At 41.0% G+C, this 15,804-nt stretch carries 15 protein-coding genes; 14 read left to right on the top strand and 1 reads right to left on the bottom strand.

From position 1 onward, the window contains the following. The first annotated feature begins 27 nt into the window (after nucleotides 1-27). The 7 genes from thrC (at nucleotide 28) to pcp (ending at nucleotide 6,720) form a co-directional block, all read left to right on the top strand. On the top strand, nucleotides 28-1,512 hold the full coding sequence (thrC, locus tag RN80_RS01170; RefSeq protein WP_060627227.1) for a threonine synthase: 1,485 nt from the start codon (nucleotides 28-30) through the stop codon (nucleotides 1,510-1,512). Nucleotides 1,513-1,572: 60 nt separating this feature from the next. Beyond that, nucleotides 1,573-2,853, top strand: a complete 1,281-nt coding sequence (locus RN80_RS01165) for an MATE family efflux transporter (protein WP_060627226.1) — start codon at nucleotides 1,573-1,575, stop codon at nucleotides 2,851-2,853. A 3-nt stretch (nucleotides 2,854-2,856) separates the two neighbouring features. Continuing rightward, nucleotides 2,857-3,480 (top strand): HAD family hydrolase, encoded by a 624-nt coding sequence (locus tag RN80_RS01160; protein ID WP_060627225.1) that lies wholly within the window; start codon nucleotides 2,857-2,859, stop codon nucleotides 3,478-3,480. 162 nt (nucleotides 3,481-3,642) lie between these two features. Further along, on the top strand, nucleotides 3,643-4,845 hold the full coding sequence (locus RN80_RS01155; RefSeq protein ID WP_060627224.1) for a LysM peptidoglycan-binding domain-containing protein: 1,203 nt from the start codon (nucleotides 3,643-3,645) through the stop codon (nucleotides 4,843-4,845). Between the two features lie 319 nt (nucleotides 4,846-5,164). Next, a complete protein-coding gene (locus RN80_RS01150) occupies nucleotides 5,165-5,590 on the top strand; it encodes a MarR family winged helix-turn-helix transcriptional regulator (protein WP_060627223.1) in 426 nt (141 codons plus the stop codon). Between the two features lie 10 nt (nucleotides 5,591-5,600). After that, nucleotides 5,601-5,963, top strand: coding sequence for a DUF1304 domain-containing protein (locus RN80_RS01145; RefSeq protein ID WP_060627222.1), 363 nt, complete (start codon nucleotides 5,601-5,603; stop codon nucleotides 5,961-5,963). Between the two features lie 112 nt (nucleotides 5,964-6,075). Then, nucleotides 6,076-6,720, top strand: a complete 645-nt coding sequence (gene pcp / locus RN80_RS01140; protein WP_060627221.1) for a pyroglutamyl-peptidase I — start codon at nucleotides 6,076-6,078, stop codon at nucleotides 6,718-6,720. A gap of 26 nt (nucleotides 6,721-6,746) precedes the next feature. Here the strand turns inward: pcp and RN80_RS01135 are convergent, their stop codons facing one another. Continuing rightward, nucleotides 6,747-7,604, bottom strand: coding sequence for a DUF975 family protein (locus RN80_RS01135; protein WP_060627220.1), 858 nt, complete (start codon nucleotides 7,602-7,604; stop codon nucleotides 6,747-6,749). 118 nt (nucleotides 7,605-7,722) lie between these two features. Between RN80_RS01135 and tgt the strand changes: the two genes are divergently transcribed. The 7 genes from tgt (at nucleotide 7,723) to comGB (ending at nucleotide 15,804) form a co-directional block, all read left to right on the top strand. Next, on the top strand, nucleotides 7,723-8,865 hold the full coding sequence (gene tgt, locus RN80_RS01130) for a tRNA guanosine(34) transglycosylase Tgt (RefSeq protein ID WP_001285237.1): 1,143 nt from the start codon (nucleotides 7,723-7,725) through the stop codon (nucleotides 8,863-8,865). 100 nt (nucleotides 8,866-8,965) lie between these two features. Further along, nucleotides 8,966-10,783: an acyltransferase family protein gene (locus RN80_RS01125; RefSeq protein ID WP_060627219.1), complete on the top strand. Its 1,818-nt coding sequence runs from the start codon at nucleotides 8,966-8,968 to the stop codon at nucleotides 10,781-10,783. Between the two features lie 151 nt (nucleotides 10,784-10,934). Next, on the top strand, nucleotides 10,935-12,086 hold the full coding sequence (gene nagA / locus RN80_RS01120) for an N-acetylglucosamine-6-phosphate deacetylase (protein WP_001134549.1): 1,152 nt from the start codon (nucleotides 10,935-10,937) through the stop codon (nucleotides 12,084-12,086). A gap of 162 nt (nucleotides 12,087-12,248) precedes the next feature. Continuing rightward, nucleotides 12,249-13,307 carry a zinc-dependent alcohol dehydrogenase family protein gene (locus RN80_RS01115; protein ID WP_060627218.1) on the top strand — a complete coding sequence of 353 codons (1,059 nt, stop codon included), beginning with the start codon at nucleotides 12,249-12,251 and terminating at the stop codon, nucleotides 13,305-13,307. A 149-nt stretch (nucleotides 13,308-13,456) separates the two neighbouring features. Then, a complete protein-coding gene (locus RN80_RS01110) occupies nucleotides 13,457-13,822 on the top strand; it encodes a DUF1033 family protein (protein WP_000286405.1) in 366 nt (121 codons plus the stop codon). 76 nt (nucleotides 13,823-13,898) lie between these two features. Beyond that, nucleotides 13,899-14,840 carry a competence type IV pilus ATPase ComGA gene (gene comGA, locus RN80_RS01105; RefSeq protein WP_060627217.1) on the top strand — a complete coding sequence of 314 codons (942 nt, stop codon included), beginning with the start codon at nucleotides 13,899-13,901 and terminating at the stop codon, nucleotides 14,838-14,840. Beyond that, entirely contained in the window at nucleotides 14,788-15,804 is a 1,017-nt protein-coding gene (comGB, locus tag RN80_RS01100; RefSeq protein WP_080998467.1) for a competence type IV pilus assembly protein ComGB, read from the top strand. Before comGA ends, comGB begins: the two co-directional genes overlap by 53 nt.

Genomic DNA, 15,804 nt, shown 5'->3' with positions numbered 1-15,804 from the left:
GAGACTATAGATAAAGGATAGAGAGTAATGACATTAGTTTATCAATCAACGCGTGATGCCAACAATACAGTAACTGCTAGCCAAGCAATTTTGCAAGGTTTGGCAACGGATGGTGGTTTGTTTACACCGGTTACTTGTCCAAAGGTAGATTTGGACTTTGACAAATTGAAAGATGCTTCTTACCAAGAAGTGGCTAAATTAGTTTTGTCAACATTTTTAGATGACTTTACAGCTGAAGAGTTGGACTACTGTATCAACAATGCCTATGATAGCAAGTTTGATACTCCAGCTATCGCACCATTAGTGAAATTAGACGGGCAATATAACTTGGAACTTTTCCATGGTTCAACAATTGCTTTTAAGGATATGGCCTTGTCTATTTTGCCATACTTTATGACAACAGCTGCTAAGAAACATGATTTGGAGAATAAGATTGTCATCTTGACAGCGACATCTGGTGATACTGGGAAAGCTGCTATGGCAGGATTTGCAGATGTTCCTGGTACTGAGATTATCGTCTTTTATCCAAAAGATGGTGTCAGCAAGGTACAAGAGTTGCAAATGACCACTCAGACTGGCGACAATACTCATGTTATCGCTATTGATGGTAACTTTGATGATGCCCAAACAAATGTGAAGCATATGTTTAACGATGTGGCTCTTCGTGAAAGATTAGCGGCCAACAAGTTGCAATTTTCATCTGCAAACTCTATGAATATTGGTCGTTTGGTACCACAGATTGTTTATTATGTTTATGCCTACGCTCAGTTGGTCAAGGCTGGTGAGATTGTGGCTGGTGAACAGATCAACTTCACAGTACCAACAGGAAACTTTGGAAATATCTTGGCTGGCTTTTATGCTAAGCAAATTGGTCTGCCAGTTGGTAAATTGATCTGTGCTTCAAATGATAACAATGTTTTGACAGACTTCTTCAAGACACGTGTTTACGATAAGAAACGTGATTTTAAGGTAACAACTAGCCCATCTATGGATATCTTGGTATCTTCAAACTTGGAGCGTCTCATTTTCCACCTTTTGGGTAATGATGCGGTTAAAACAGCTGAACTTATGAATGCCTTGAATACGCAAGGTCAATATGAGTTGACTAATTTTGATGCAGAGATTTTGGACCTCTTTGCAGCTGAATATGCGACTGAGGAAGAAACGGAAGCAGAAATCAAGCGTGTTTATGAGGCAGATTCTTATATCGAGGATCCACATACGGCGGTTGCCTCGGCAGTTTATAAGAAATACCAAGCGGCTACTGGCGATGTGACTAAGACAGTGATTGCTTCAACAGCGAGTCCATACAAGTTCCCAGTGGTTGCAGTAAAAGCTGTAACTGGAAAATCAGGGCTTGGCGACTTTGAAGCTTTGGCTCAATTACATGATATTTCAGGAGTGGCTGTGCCACCAGCAGTTGATGGCCTTGAAACAGCGCAAGTTCGTCACAAGACAACTGTGGCGGCTGCAGATATGCAAGCAGCGGTTGAGGCTTATCTAGGACTTTAAAACAGAGGGAGTAAACTCGGTTGGGAAACCAACTGAGTTTCTTTTCATCAGGAGGAAGGATTGTTTAAGAAAAATAAAGACATTCTTAATATTGCCTTGCCAGCTATGGGCGAAAACTTTTTGCAGATGCTCATGGGAATGGTGGACAGTTACTTGGTAGCCCATTTGGGCTTGATAACCATTTCAGGTGTATCAGTAGCTGGCAATATTATCACGATTTACCAGGCGATTTTCATCGCTCTGGGAGCTGCTATTTCCAGTGTTATTTCAAAAAGTTTGGGGCCGAAGGATCAATCTATGCTAGCCTATCATGTGACTGAGTCCTTGAAGATTACCTTACTATTAAGTTTCCTTTTAGGATTTTTGTCCATCTTCGCTGGGAAAGAGATGATAGGATTTTTGGGGACGGAGAGAGATGTAGCTGAGAGTGGTGGACTCTACCTATCCTTGGTAGGCGGATCGATTGTTCTTTTGGGCTTGATGACCAGTCTGGGTGCCTTGATTCGTGCAACGCATAATCCACGTCTGCCTCTCTATGTTAGTCTTTTATCCAATGCCTTGAATATTCTTTTTTCAAGTCTAGCTATTTTTGTTCTGGATATGGGGATAGCTGGTGTTGCTTGGGGGACAATTCTGTCTCGTTTGGTAGGTCTTGTGATTTTATGGTCGCAATTAAAGTTGCCTTTTGAGAAACCGACTTTTGGTTTAGATAAGGAACTATTGACCTTAGCTTTGCCAGCAGCTGGAGAGCGGCTTATGATGCGAGCTGGAGATGTAGTAATCATTGCCTTGGTTGTGTCTTTCGGGACAGAGGCAGTGGCTGGAAATGCAGTCGGAGAAGTCTTGACCCAGTTTAACTATATGCCTGCCTTTGGCGTCGCTACGGCAACGGTCATGCTGGTGGCTCGAGCAGTTGGGGAGGATAATTGGAAAAAAGTAGCTAATTTGAGCAAGCAAACCTTTTGGCTTTCTCTGCTTCTCATGTTGCCCTTGACGCTTAGTGTCTATGCCTTGGGCATACCACTGACTCATCTCTATACGAATGATTCTCTAGCGGTGGAGGCTAGTGTTCTAGTGACACTTTTTTCACTACTTGGTATTCCTATGACGATAGGAACAGTCATCTATACAGCAGTCTGGCAGGGTTTGGGCAATGCTCGACTTCCCTTTTATGCGACAAGTATAGGGATGTGGTGTATCCGAATTGGGACAGCTTATCTGATGGGGATTGTTCTTGGTTGGGGCTTGCCCGGTATTTGGGCTGGAACCCTTTTGGATAATGGTTTTCGTTGGTTATTTCTACGTTACCGTTACCAGCGTTATATGAGCTTGAAAGGATAGGAAATGCAAAAAACAACTTTTATTTGGGATTTAGATGGGACTTTATTGGACTCTTATGAAGCGATTTTATCAGGGATTGAGGAGACTTTTGGTCAGTTTGCTATTCCTTATGATAAGGAGAAGGTGAGAGAGTTTATCCTAAAGTATTCTGTGCAGGATTTGCTTGTGCAGGTGGCGGAAGAGAGAAAACTGGATGCGGAAGTGCTAAATCAGGTGCGTGCCCAGAGTTTGGCTGAGAAGAATGCTCAGGTAGTTTTGATGCCAGGTGCGCGTGAGGTGCTAGCTTGGGCAGACCAAGTTGGGGTTCAACAGTTTGTTTACACTCATAAGGGATATAATGCTTTTGCCATTCTAAGAGACTTGGGTTTGGAATCTTATTTTACAGAGATTTTAACCAGTCAGAGTGGTTTTGTGCGGAAACCTAGTCCAGAAGCGGCTACCTATCTGATAGACAAGTATCAGTTGGATTCTGAGAAGACCTATTATATAGGGGATCGGACTCTGGATGTGGAATTTGCCCAGAATAGTGGGATTCAAAGTATCAACTTCTTAGAGTCGACTTATGAAGGAAATCACAGGATTCAAGCGTTAGCAGATATTTCCCGTTTTTTTAAGGCAGAGCGATAAAAAGATTATGTCAGTTTTGTGACAGAGACCTAACAAACTGTTTCAAGTAACCGAGTTTGTTACAAGGAATAGACAGTTTTGTTAAAAAGGCCCGAGAGGGCTTTTTTTCTGCATTTTTTGTGTTATGATAGACAGGTACTCATTTGAAAGGAATTTGAAAGAATGAAGAAAAGAATATTATTAGCGTCAACAGTAGCCTTGTCATTTGCCCCAGTATTGGCAACTCAAGCAGAAGAAGTTCTTTGGACTGCACGTAGTGTTGAGCAAATCCAAAATGATTTGACTAAAACGGATAACAAAACAAGTTATACCGTTCAGTATGGTGATACCTTGAGCACCATTGCAGAAGCCTTGGGTGTAGATGTCACAGTTCTTGCGAATTTGAATAAAATCACGAATATGGACTTGATTTTCCCAGAAACTGTTTTGACAACGACTGTCAATGAAGCAGAAGAAGTAACAGAAGTTGAAATCCAAACTCCTCAAGCAGACTCTAGTGAAGAAGTGACAACTGCGACAGCAGATTTGACAACCAATCAAGTGACGGTTGATGATCAAACTGTTCAAGTTGCAGATCTTTCTCAACCAATTGCAGAAGCGCCAAAAGCGGTAGAAACTACAAGAACAAAAGAAGTGGCATCAAGTTCAGAAGTTGCAGAGACAGTTGCTACTGCAGAAGAAGTGGCACCATCTACAAACACCTCAACGTCAGAGGAGCAAACAGTCGAAACAAGCAGTGCAGTTGCAGAAGCAGTTTTTCAGGCAACGATTCCAACTGAGAAGCAGGAAACACAAGCAAGCACTCAAGCTGAATCAGCAGTAGAAGCAACTACAACGCCAGTAGAAGAAAAAGCAATCGAAACAACTGCAACAAGTTCAGAAGAAGCAAAAGAAGCCTCATCAAATGAAGCTACAACAGTAGTTTCTACTTATCAACCAGAAGAGAAGAAAACAGTTTCAACAACTTACGCAGCTCCAGCAGCGCCCGATTATGCTGGACTTGCGTTAGCGAAATCTGAAAATGCAGGCCTTCAACCACAAACAGCTGCCTTTAAAGAAGAAATTGCTAACTTGTTTGGCATTACATCCTTTAGTGGTTACCGTCCAGGGGACAGTGGAGATCACGGAAAAGGTTTGGCTATCGACTTTATGGTACCAGAAAGCTCAGAACTAGGGGATAAGGTTGCGGAATACGCTATTCAAAACATGGCCAGCCGTGGAATTAGTTACATCATCTGGAAACAACGTTTCTATGCTCCATTCGATAGCAAATATGGGCCAGCTAATACTTGGAACCCAATGCCAGACCGCGGTAGTGTGACAGAAAACCACTATGACCACGTTCACGTTTCAATGAATGGATAAATCAGACTTTATAATATCATTTTGACGAATGAGATCTAGCTTTCGTTATAGAGAGCGATTCTCGTTCGTTTTTTTCTTTGTCATACTCTTCGAAAATCTCTTCAAACCACGTCAGTTTTATCTGCAACCTCAAAGCTGTGCTTTGAGCAACCTGCGGCTAGCTTCCTAGTTTTCTATTTGATTTTCATTGAGTATCAATATGAATGAAAAATGGAAGTTACCATTTTGTAATGATTGAAGCAACATTCTTGCAATCTATTTTACTTTGCATCATACTTGATTAGTCAACTATTGATAAATCAATAAAAGGAAAGAAGAAATGATAGAGATTCAAGATTTACTTTATCAACTCCGCTTGTCTGAGCAAGCAAGTACGCAATTGTTTGAAAAAAGGCTTGGGATTAGTTTGACACGGTATCAGATTTTACTGTTTTTGCTGGAGAATTCTCCCTGTAATCAAATGGGAGTTCAGGAGCGTTTGAAGATTGATCAGGCTGCTTTGACACGACATTTCAAGATTTTAGAAAAGGAAGGTTTGGTGGAGCGTCATCGTAATCCTGAAAATCAGCGAGAAGTATTGGTGGAGGCTACGAAGTATGCAAAGGAGCAGTTAGTGGTGAATCCCCCTCTGAAGCATATCAAGGTTAAGGAAGAGATGGAAAGTATCTTAACAGAATCTGAAAAAACAGAACTCAACCGTTTATTAAATAAATTGGTTTTGGGTATTGAAAATATAGAAATTTAAGGAGAAATAGATGTCAATTATTACAATCATTTTAGCAACGATCGTTGCTTTGGAGCATTTTTACATTTTTTATTTGGAAAGTATTGCAACGCAATCAGAAGCGACTAGTCGTGTCTTTAACATGGACAAGGAAGAATTGGCTCGTCCGTCAGTAAGTTCATTGTTTAAAAATCAAGGGATTTATAATGCTCTGCTAGGAGTCTTTCTTCTGTATGGGATTTATTTCTCACATAATTTAGAAATTGTGACTATTTTTGTCTCATTTGTGATTGGGGCTGCGGCTTATGGCTCTCTAACAGCAGATAAGAAAATTATTATGAAGCAAGGCGGACCAGCTATTTTGGCATTGATTAGTATTTTATTCTTTAAATAAACTCAAAAATCAATCCTAGCCTCGCTAGTCCTTTTCACTCCAGAATAAGGGAAATATGTTATACTTGTTTTTAAGAAAAGAATTTCATGGAATCTTTTGTAAGGAGTTAGAAATGAAAGTATTAGTGACAGGTTTTGAGCCCTTTGGAGGGGAAAAGGTTAATCCAGCCTTGGAGGCTATTAAAGGTTTACCAGCTGAAATCCATGGTGCTGAGGTCCGTTGGTTAGAAGTGCCAACAGTCTTTCACAAATCGGCTCAAGTATTGGAAGAAGAGATGAACCGCTATCAACCTGACTTTGTCCTTTGTATCGGCCAAGCAGGTGGAAGAAGTAGTTTGACACCTGAGCGAGTAGCCATTAATCAAGACGATGCACGCATTCCTGATAACGAAGGTAATCAGCCGATTGATCTTCCCATTCGAGCGGATGGTGCTTCGGCCTACTTTAGTAGTCTGCCGATTAAAGCGATGGTCCAAGCTATAAAAAAAGAGAGCTTGCCGGCCTCTGTTTCCAATACGGCAGGGACTTTTGTCTGCAATCATTTGATGTATCAGGCTCTCTATTTGGTAGAAAAGAAATTTCCACATGTTAAGGCAGGTTTTATGCACATTCCTTATATGATGGAACAGGTGGTGAATCGACCGACTACTCCAGCTATGAGTTTAGTGGACATTAGGCGAGGGGTAGAAGCAGCAATCGGGGCTATTATAGAACATGGAGATCAGGATCTCAAGTTGGTAGGCGGAGAAACTCATTGATAGAAAAAAAGCTTGAGGGGTTACCTTCAAGCTTTTGGACGTTTTCGAGCCAGTACTGCTCGGTAGAAAATCATTTTATTGATTTGAATGTAGGGTAGGAGTGAGAAACTAGCAATCCCAAAGGTAATCCAATTGAGGAAATACCAAGGAAGGAGTTGTAGGTCTAGAATAAAGCGCTGAAATTTGTAGCCTTTCATCAGGAAACGGCTGGTTTTTAGGATTTGTCCTGGTTTGGCTTGCCCTAAGTCTAGGGTGTCACAGAGGAGAAATTCTACCTGCGAATAAGCATAGTATTGTGGAATATAGAGACTATTTCCGACAATCATCAAGAGGATACTTGCTAGAAAGTAAAGACCAAAGGTCATGAGGAAACGCTCGGTTTCAATTGACGTGAGATCCAGATTGGGAAACTCAGGGTGAAGGGAAACGAATTTCTTGGCTAAAAAGCTACTGTAAAAAAGGAAGTAAATTCCAAGTAAACTAGGAATGCTCCATAAGAAGAGATAGAAGCGTTTGAGAAGGAGAGTCAAAAAGGTTTGTGAAAAGTGCTCTTCATTAAAGAGAGTGAGACTATTTTTGATGGATAGTTCTGTATCGGGATTCTTGATGAGTTTCAGCGTTGTATAGACTGAACTGGTTAGAAGAATAGCTCCGATAAAGGAGACTAATAGTGGAAAAAGGTAGGCTTGGAATACATGACCAAGCACGCTTAAAAAGGGTTGCTCTAAAATAGACTCATTGATACGCTCTAAGGGATTGAGGAAGCCAGACAAGATGACTAGCATGCTGGGTAAGAGATAGACGAGAAAGAGGTGGGGATTTTCAGCTTGAAATTGCCTAGCCTGCAGACGAATGGTTTTTAAATCAATTTTTGGGTATTTCATTCTCTCATTATACACCATAGTTCGTGACAGTTCCAGCTTTTTTTGATAAAATCATACAGTATGCCCTTGGGTACAAAGTATGAACTGGGACTGTTTTTCCCAGCTTCGGAGGTAAAAAATGTCAGATTCACCAATCAAATATCGTTTGATTAAGAAAGAAAAACACACAGGAGCTCGTCTGGGAGAAATCATCACACCCCATGGTACTTTCCCGACACCAATGTTTATGCCGGTTGGGACACAAGCCACTGTCAAAACTCAGTCGCCTGAAGAATTGAAGGAGATGGGTTCGGGAATTATCCTGTCAAACACCTATCATCTCTGGCTTCGTCCTGGAGATGAACTCATTGCACGCGCTGGTGGTCTCCACAAGTTCATGAATTGGGACCAGCCTATCTTGACAGATAGTGGTGGTTTTCAGGTTTATTCCTTAGCAGATAGCCGTAATATCACAGAAGAAGGAGTAACCTTTAAAAACCATCTCAATGGTTCCAAGATGTTCCTATCGCCAGAAAAAGCCATTTCTATTCAGAATAATCTGGGCTCAGACATCATGATGTCTTTTGACGAATGTCCCCAGTTTTATCAGCCTTATGACTACGTTAAGAAATCGATCGAGCGTACCAGTCGTTGGGCTGAGCGTGGTTTGAAGGCTCATCGTCGTCCGCATGACCAAGGGTTGTTTGGAATTGTGCAAGGGGCAGGATTTGAAGACCTGCGTCGCCAATCGGCTCATGACCTTGTCAGCATGGACTTCCCAGGCTACTCTATTGGTGGTTTGGCGGTGGGAGAAACCCACGAAGAGATGAATGCGGTTTTGGACTTCACAACCCAATTGTTGCCTGAAAACAAACCTCGCTATTTGATGGGTGTGGGAGCGCCAGATAGCTTGATTGATGGGGTGATTCGTGGGGTGGATATGTTTGACTGTGTCTTGCCGACTCGTATCGCTCGTAACGGAACTTGTATGACCAGTCAAGGTCGTTTGGTTGTCAAAAATGCTCAGTTTGCTGAGGACTTTACGCCACTAGATCCTGAGTGTGATTGCTACACATGTAAGAACTATACACGCGCTTATCTTCGTCACCTGCTCAAGGCTGATGAAACCTTTGGTATCCGCTTGACTAGCTACCACAATCTTTACTTCTTGCTTAACCTGATGAAGCAAGTGCGACAAGCCATCATGGATGACAATCTCTTGGAATTCCGTGAGTATTTTGTTGAAAAATATGGCTATAATAAGTCAGGCCGTAATTTTTAAACTGGAATTGATATAAGCTAAAAATCCTAAGTTTTCTCTTGGGATTTTTCTTCTTTTTTTGATAGAATAAAGTGTACAATGAAAGGGAGAATAAACTCGTATGCGTATTAAATGGTTTTCCTTGATTAGGATTACAGGTTTACTTTTGGTACTCTTGTATCATTTCTTTCAGACGATCTTTCCTGGAGGATTTTTCGGGGTAGATGTCTTTTTCACATTTTCAGGCTTTCTGATTACGGCTCTACTTATCGAAGAATTTTCTAAAAATCATGAAATTGATTTGGTTGGATTTTTTAGGAGACGCTTTTATCGGATTGTGCCACCTGTGGTTTTGATGGTCTTGGTGACCATGCCCTTTACCTTTCTAGTTCGGCAAGATTATGTGGCTGGAATTGGGGGTCAGATTGCGGGTGTCTTAGGCTTCATGACCAACTTCTATGAAATCCTAACAGGTGGGAGTTATGAATCTCAGTTCATTCCTCATTTGTTTGTTCATAATTGGAGCTTGGCTGTTGAGGTTCACTACTATATCCTCTGGGGATTGGCAGTTTGGTTCTTATCTAAACAGTCCAGATCAAATGGTCAGTTGAGAGGAATGGTCTTTCTCTTATCTGCTGTTGCCTTCTTGATCAGCTTCTTCTCCATGTTTATTGGTAGTTTTCTAGTAACCTCTTATTCCTCTGTTTACTTCTCCAGTTTAACTCATGTCTATCCATTCTTTTTGGGAAGTGTGTTAGCAACTATCGTAGGCGTTCGTCAGACGACTTCCCTAGTTAAGCAATTGGATAAAATCTGGGATTTACGCAAGACCCTTTTAGTTTTTGGGGGAGGTTTTGGCTTCTTACTCATTTTGACCTTCTTTGTCAAATTTACCTATCTCTTTGCCTATCTTATGGGCTTCTTGCTTGCCAGCCTTGCAGCCATTGCTATGATTCTGGCGGCGCGTGTCTTACATGAAAAGACTCCTCATATACAGGAACCAAAGATTATTAGCTTTTTAGCAGATACTAGCTATGCAGTTTATCTCTTCCATTGGCCTTTCTATATCATTTTTTCACAGTTGACATCAAATCTTCTTGCTGTGTTATTAACTTTGATTTTTTCTTATGGATTCGCCAGCCTATCATTTTATGTGTTGGAACCTTGGATTGCAGGAAAGAACACACCTGTTTTACAAACCCTTCGTCCTCTTCCTCATATTCACACAATCCTTGCAGCAAGTACAGGAATCTTGGCCTTCATTGTCTTCTTAGTAACTCTGTTGGCACCACAAGTGGGAGCTTTTGAGACAGACTTAACTGTCAATGGCTTGAAGCAAGCTGCAACAAATATTAACCAGACCAAGGTAATGACAGAACGAGCAGAAGCTGATAGTTTAGGAATTGCTGATGGCACTATGTTAATTGGTGATTCGGTAGCACTAAGAGCTAATACAGCGTTGCAGACAGCCCTTCCAGGGGCACAGATTAATGCACAAGTCAGCAGAACAACCAAGACCGCCAACGAAATCATGCTCAACAATAGCCAGAATAAATTTCTACCAAAGATGGTGGTTATTGCAACAGGGGTAAATAATCCTGAAAATTATAAGGAAGATTGGGATAGTATCGTGAAAAATCTTCCTAAGGGGCACCATATGGTTTTAGTGACTCCTTATGAAGGAGATAAGACAAAAGAGACCTATGCAATCGTTGAGAAGGCGGCTGCCTATATGAGAGAATTGGCAGAGAAGACTCCTTACATCACGATAGCAGATTGGAATCAAGCTGCTAAGGAACATCCAGAAATTTGGACTGGGACAGACCAAGTCCATTTTGGAAGTGACAATAGTAAAATTGAAGCAGGAGCTAAATTGTATGCAGATACCATTGCTGCAGCCTTGCAAACAGCTCAAGACAAGCCGGTCAAATCAAAATAACTTGTATTAAAAAGAGAAGAGTTGGAGAAATCCAGCTCTTTTAAAATATCTCTAGAAAACAGGTCTATACCATTTACAAATGAATCAGAAAGGTTTATAATATAATTGACATAATAAATATCAAAAGTAATCTTTTAAGGAGGTCATTATTATGCCTAATTACGTTAAAGCGGATCAGTTTTTCTATCCATTTGGCATTCGTCGCGGTGGGTACTTAGAACTTGTTGATGGCAAATTTGGGAAACATGTGGATCAAATTCCTGAAGGAGCAGAGGTTCTTGACTATACTGGTTATAGCATTGCACCAGGTCTTGTGGATACTCATATTCATGGATATGCAGGTGTAGATGTGATGGACAACAACATTGAAGGTACATTGCATACTATGAGTGAAGGACTTCTTAGTACCGGTGTTACCAGTTTCTTGCCCACAACTTTAACAGCCACTTATGAGCAATTGCTTGCAGTCACTGAAAATCTTGGAAACCATTATAAAGAAGCAACAGGTGCTAAGATTCGTGGGATTTATTATGAAGGTCCATATTTCACAGAAACTTTTAAGGGGGCACAAAATCCAACTTATATGAGAGACCCGGGTGTTGAGGAGTTTCATTCTTGGCAAGATGCTGCAAAAGGGATGCTAAATAAAATCGCTATTGCACCCGAACGTGATGGGGTGGAAGATTTTGTACGTACTATTACAGGTGAAGGTGTGACAGTTGCACTTGGACACTCAGATGCGACATTTGAACAAGCTAAGAAGGCAGTTGATGCTGGAGCTAGTGTATGGGTACATGCCTATAATGGGATGCGTGGTTTAACACACCGCGAACTAGGTATGGTAGGAGCTATGTATGAGCTCCCACATACTTACGCAGAATTGATTTGTGATGGTTATCACGTAGATCCAAAAGCTTGTGAGATTTTACTTAAGCAAAAGGGAACAGAAAACATCGCTCTTATTACGGACTGTATGACAGCTGGTGGGCTTGAAGACGGTGACTATATGTTGGGAGAATTCCCTGTTGTAGTAGCAAATGGAACTGCACGTCTCAAATCTACTGGTAATTTGGCAGGTTCTATCCTCAAACTTAAAGATGGTATGAGAAATGTAGTCGAGTGGGGTATTGCGAATCCGCATGAAGCAGTCATGATGGCCAGCCTCAACCCAGCTAAATCCGTTCACATTGACGATGTCTGTGGCCAAATCCGTGAAGGCTATGACGCGGACTTTATCGTACTAGATAAAGATTTGGAATTGGTAGCAACCTATCTAGATGGCGTGAAACGTTATCAAGCATAAGAGAAAAAGCAGAAGTTAGAGACTAGCTTCTGCTTTTTTATCTATATTGCTTTACCGGTAAATAAAAAAGTTAAAAAAATCACAAAAAAACTTGAATAAGCAAATGAAAGGGTTTACAATTATATTATAAATAGTACAAATAAAAAAACGGAGGAATGCTTTATGAAAGCCTATACTTATGTTAAACCAGGACTTGCTTCTTTTGTTGATGTAGACAAACCAGTTATTCGCAAGCCAACAGACGCTATTGTGCGTATCGTAAAAACCACTATTTGTGGAACAGACCTCCATATTATCAAAGGGGATGTTCCCGCTTGCCAAAGTGGTACCATTCTTGGTCACGAAGGGATTGGGATTGTTGAAGAAGTTGGAGAAGGAGTTTCTAATTTCAAAAAAGGCGACAAGGTTTTGATTTCTTGTGTTTGTGCCTGTGGTAAATGTTACCACTGTAAAAAAGGGATTTATGCTCACTGTGAGGATGAGGGAGGATGGATTTTCGGTCACTTGATTGATGGTATGCAGGCTGAATATCTACGTGTCCCTCATGCAGATAATACTCTTTACCATACTCCAGAAGATTTGTCAGATGAAGCCTTGGTTATGCTATCAGACATTCTACCTACTGGATATGAAATTGGTGTCTTAAAAGGGAAAGTAGAACCTGGTTGTAGTGTAGCCATTATTGGTTCAGGACCTGTTGGATTGGCTGCTCTTTTGACAGCCCAATTCTATTCACCAGCTAAATTGATTATGGTGGACTTAGACGATAACCGCTTGGAAACTGCTGTATCATTTGGTGCGACTCATAAGATTAATTCTTCAGACCCTGAAAAAGCTATTAAAGAAATTTATGATTTGACAGATGGACGTGGTGTGGATGTCGCTATCGAAGCTGTTGGTATTCCTGCAACATTTGATTTCTGTCAAAAGATTATCGGTGTAGACGGAACAGTTGCCAACTGTGGTGTGCATGGTAAACCAGTTGAATTCGATTTAGATAAACTTTGGATTCGCAACATCAATGTAACAACTGGTTTGGTATCTACAAATACAACTCCACAATTGTTGAAAGCACTTGAAAGTCATAAGATTGAACCAGAAAAATTGGTAACTCACTATTTCAAACTCAGTGAAATTGAAAAAGCCTATGAAGTCTTCAGTAAGGCAGCAGACCACCATGCCATTAAGGTCATTATCGAAAACGATATTTCTGAAGTCTAGGTAGTGACAAGATTTTGGAACATAAGCAAATAGAAATTCAGTCATCATAGGATGGCTAGATTTTTTATCAAAAAATTAAGAAATGAGCATATTTCTTTCCTTGTCTAGCGGAATTGGTTATAATATACGGTACAAAGGAATGAATGAATATGTATCGTGTTATAGAAATGTACGGAGATTTTGAACCGTGGTGGTTCTTAGAAGGTTGGGAAGAAGATATTGTAGCAAGTAAGAAATTTGACCAGTATTATGATGCTCTCAAATACTATAAAACTTGCTGGTTTAGATTGGAACAAGAATCCCCACTTTATAAAAGTAGAAGTGATTTGATGACCATTTTTTGGGATCCGGAAGACCAACGCTGGTGTGATGAATGTGATGAGTATTTACAACAATACCATTCTTTGGCTCTTTTGCAGGATGAGCAGGTTATCCCAGATGAAAAATTACGTCCAGGCTATGAAAAACAAACAGGTAAGGAAAGGCACCGTTCTTGCCGTATGAAATTAAAATAGAGGAAAAGTAACTTTTTTGGAGTTGCTTTTTTTATTTTTCCAAATCTTTGCGAATAGTATAGGTGAGGAGGTAAGTATGGTTCAAGAAATTGCACAAGAAATCATTCGTTCGGCCCGGAAAAAAGGGGCGCAAGACATTTATTTTGTCCCCAAGTTAGACGCCTATGAGCTTCATATGAGGGTAGGAGACGAGCGCTGTAAAATCGGTTGTTATGATTTTGAAAAATTTGCGGCAGTCATCAGTCACTTTAAGTTTGTGGCGGGTATGAATGTAGGAGAAAAGCGACGTAGTCAACTTGGTTCCTGTGATTATGCCTATGACCAGAAGATGGCATCTCTACGTCTATCTACTGTAGGCGATTATCGAGGACATGAGAGTTTAGTTATTCGTTTGTTGCATGATGAGGAGCAGGAGTTGCATTTTTGGTTTCAGGATATTGAAGAACTGGGTAAGCAGTACAGGCAACGGGGACTCTATCTTTTTGCTGGCCCAGTCGGCAGTGGCAAGACGACCCTGATGCACGAATTGGCCAAGTCTCTCTTTAAGGGGCAACAAGTTATGTCTATTGAAGATCCAGTCGAAATAAAGCAGGACGACATGCTCCAATTGCAGTTGAACGAAGCAATCGGGTTGACCTATGAAAATCTAATCAAACTTTCCTTGCGTCATCGACCAGATCTCTTGATTATCGGAGAAATTCGAGACAGAGAGACGGCGCGTGCAGTAGTTAGAGCTAGTTTGACAGGTGCGACAGTCTTTTCAACCATTCATGCCAAGAGTATTCGAGGTGTTTATGAGCGCCTGCTGGAGTTGGGTGTGAGTGAGGAGGAATTAGCAGTCGTTCTGCAAGGAGTCTGCTACCAGAGATTAATTGGGGGAGGAGGAATCGTTGACTTTGCAAACAAAGACTATCAAGAACACCAGTCAACTAGCTGGAATGAACAGATTGACCAGCTTCTTAAAGATGGACATATCACAAGCCTTCAAGCTGAAACGGAAAAAATTAGCTACAGCTAAGCAAAAAAATATCATCACCCTGTTTAACAATCTCTTTTCCAGCGGTTTTCATCTGGTGGAGACCATCTCCTTTTTAGATAGGAGTGCCTTGTTGGACAAGCAGTGTGTGACCCAGATGCGCACGGGCTTGTCTCAGGGGAAATCATTCTCAGAAATGATGGAAAGTTTGGGATTTTCAAGTGCCATTGTCACTCAGTTATCCCTAGCGGAAGTCCATGGAAATCTCCACCTGAGTTTGGGAAAGATAGAAGAGTATCTAGACAATCTAGCCAAGGTCAAGAAAAAATTAATTGAAGTAGCGACCTATCCTTTGATTTTGCTGGGATTTCTTCTCTTAATTATGCTGGGACTACGTAATTACCTGCTACCACAACTGGATAGTAGTAATATTGCCACCCAAATCATTGGAAATCTCCCACAAATCTTTCTAGGAATGGTAGGCTTTGTTTCAGTAGGTATCCTTTTAGCACTAACTTTTTATAAAAGAAGTTCTAAGATGCGCGCCTTTTCTATCTTAGCACGCCTTCCCTTTCTTGGAATCTTTGTGCAGACCTATTTGACAGCCTATTATGCGCGTGAATGGGGGAATATGATTTCGCAGGGGATGGAGCTGACGCAGATTTTTCAGATCATGCAGGAACAAGGTTCTCAACTCTTTAAAGAAATCGGTCAAGACCTAGCTCAATCCCTACAAAATGGCTGCGAATTTTCTCAGACGATAGCGACCTATCCTTTCTTTAGGAAAGAGTTGAGTCTCATTATCGAGTATGGGGAAGTCAAGTCCAAGCTGGGTAGTGAGTTGGAAATCTATGCTGAAAAAACTTGGGAAGCCTTTTTTACCCGAGTCAACCGCACCATGAACTTAGTACAGCCACTGGTCTTTATCTTTGTGGCTCTGATTATCGTTTTACTTTATGCGGCAATGCTCATGCCCATGTATCAAAATATGGAGGTAAATTTTTAA

The organism is Streptococcus mitis, from assembly GCF_001281025.1.
In the GTDB taxonomy this organism is placed as follows: Bacteria; Bacillota; Bacilli; order Lactobacillales; family Streptococcaceae; genus Streptococcus; species Streptococcus mitis_AK.
Note: the sequence above shows the minus strand (reverse complement) of the source record. Positions and strands in the feature narration are given on the sequence as shown.

What these genes read in the sequence shown, in the direction of transcription:
- RN80_RS01125 (WP_060627219.1), top strand. Translation starts at nt 8,966, where the DNA reads ATGCGTATTAAATGGTTTTCCTTGATTAGGATTACAGGTTTACTTTTG.
- comGA (WP_060627217.1), top strand. Translation starts at nt 13,899, where the DNA reads ATGGTTCAAGAAATTGCACAAGAAATCATTCGTTCGGCCCGGAAAAAA.
- pcp (WP_060627221.1), top strand. Translation starts at nt 6,076, where the DNA reads ATGAAAGTATTAGTGACAGGTTTTGAGCCCTTTGGAGGGGAAAAGGTT.
- RN80_RS01135 (WP_060627220.1), bottom strand. Translation starts at nt 7,604, where the DNA reads ATGAAATACCCAAAAATTGATTTAAAAACCATTCGTCTGCAGGCTAGG.
- comGB (WP_080998467.1), top strand. Translation starts at nt 14,788, where the DNA reads ATGGACATATCACAAGCCTTCAAGCTGAAACGGAAAAAATTAGCTACA.
- tgt (WP_001285237.1), top strand. Translation starts at nt 7,723, where the DNA reads ATGTCAGATTCACCAATCAAATATCGTTTGATTAAGAAAGAAAAACAC.
- nagA (WP_001134549.1), top strand. Translation starts at nt 10,935, where the DNA reads ATGCCTAATTACGTTAAAGCGGATCAGTTTTTCTATCCATTTGGCATT.
- RN80_RS01145 (WP_060627222.1), top strand. Translation starts at nt 5,601, where the DNA reads ATGTCAATTATTACAATCATTTTAGCAACGATCGTTGCTTTGGAGCAT.
- thrC (WP_060627227.1), top strand. Translation starts at nt 28, where the DNA reads ATGACATTAGTTTATCAATCAACGCGTGATGCCAACAATACAGTAACT.
- RN80_RS01160 (WP_060627225.1), top strand. Translation starts at nt 2,857, where the DNA reads ATGCAAAAAACAACTTTTATTTGGGATTTAGATGGGACTTTATTGGAC.
- RN80_RS01115 (WP_060627218.1), top strand. Translation starts at nt 12,249, where the DNA reads ATGAAAGCCTATACTTATGTTAAACCAGGACTTGCTTCTTTTGTTGAT.
- RN80_RS01150 (WP_060627223.1), top strand. Translation starts at nt 5,165, where the DNA reads ATGATAGAGATTCAAGATTTACTTTATCAACTCCGCTTGTCTGAGCAA.
- RN80_RS01155 (WP_060627224.1), top strand. Translation starts at nt 3,643, where the DNA reads ATGAAGAAAAGAATATTATTAGCGTCAACAGTAGCCTTGTCATTTGCC.
- RN80_RS01110 (WP_000286405.1), top strand. Translation starts at nt 13,457, where the DNA reads ATGTATCGTGTTATAGAAATGTACGGAGATTTTGAACCGTGGTGGTTC.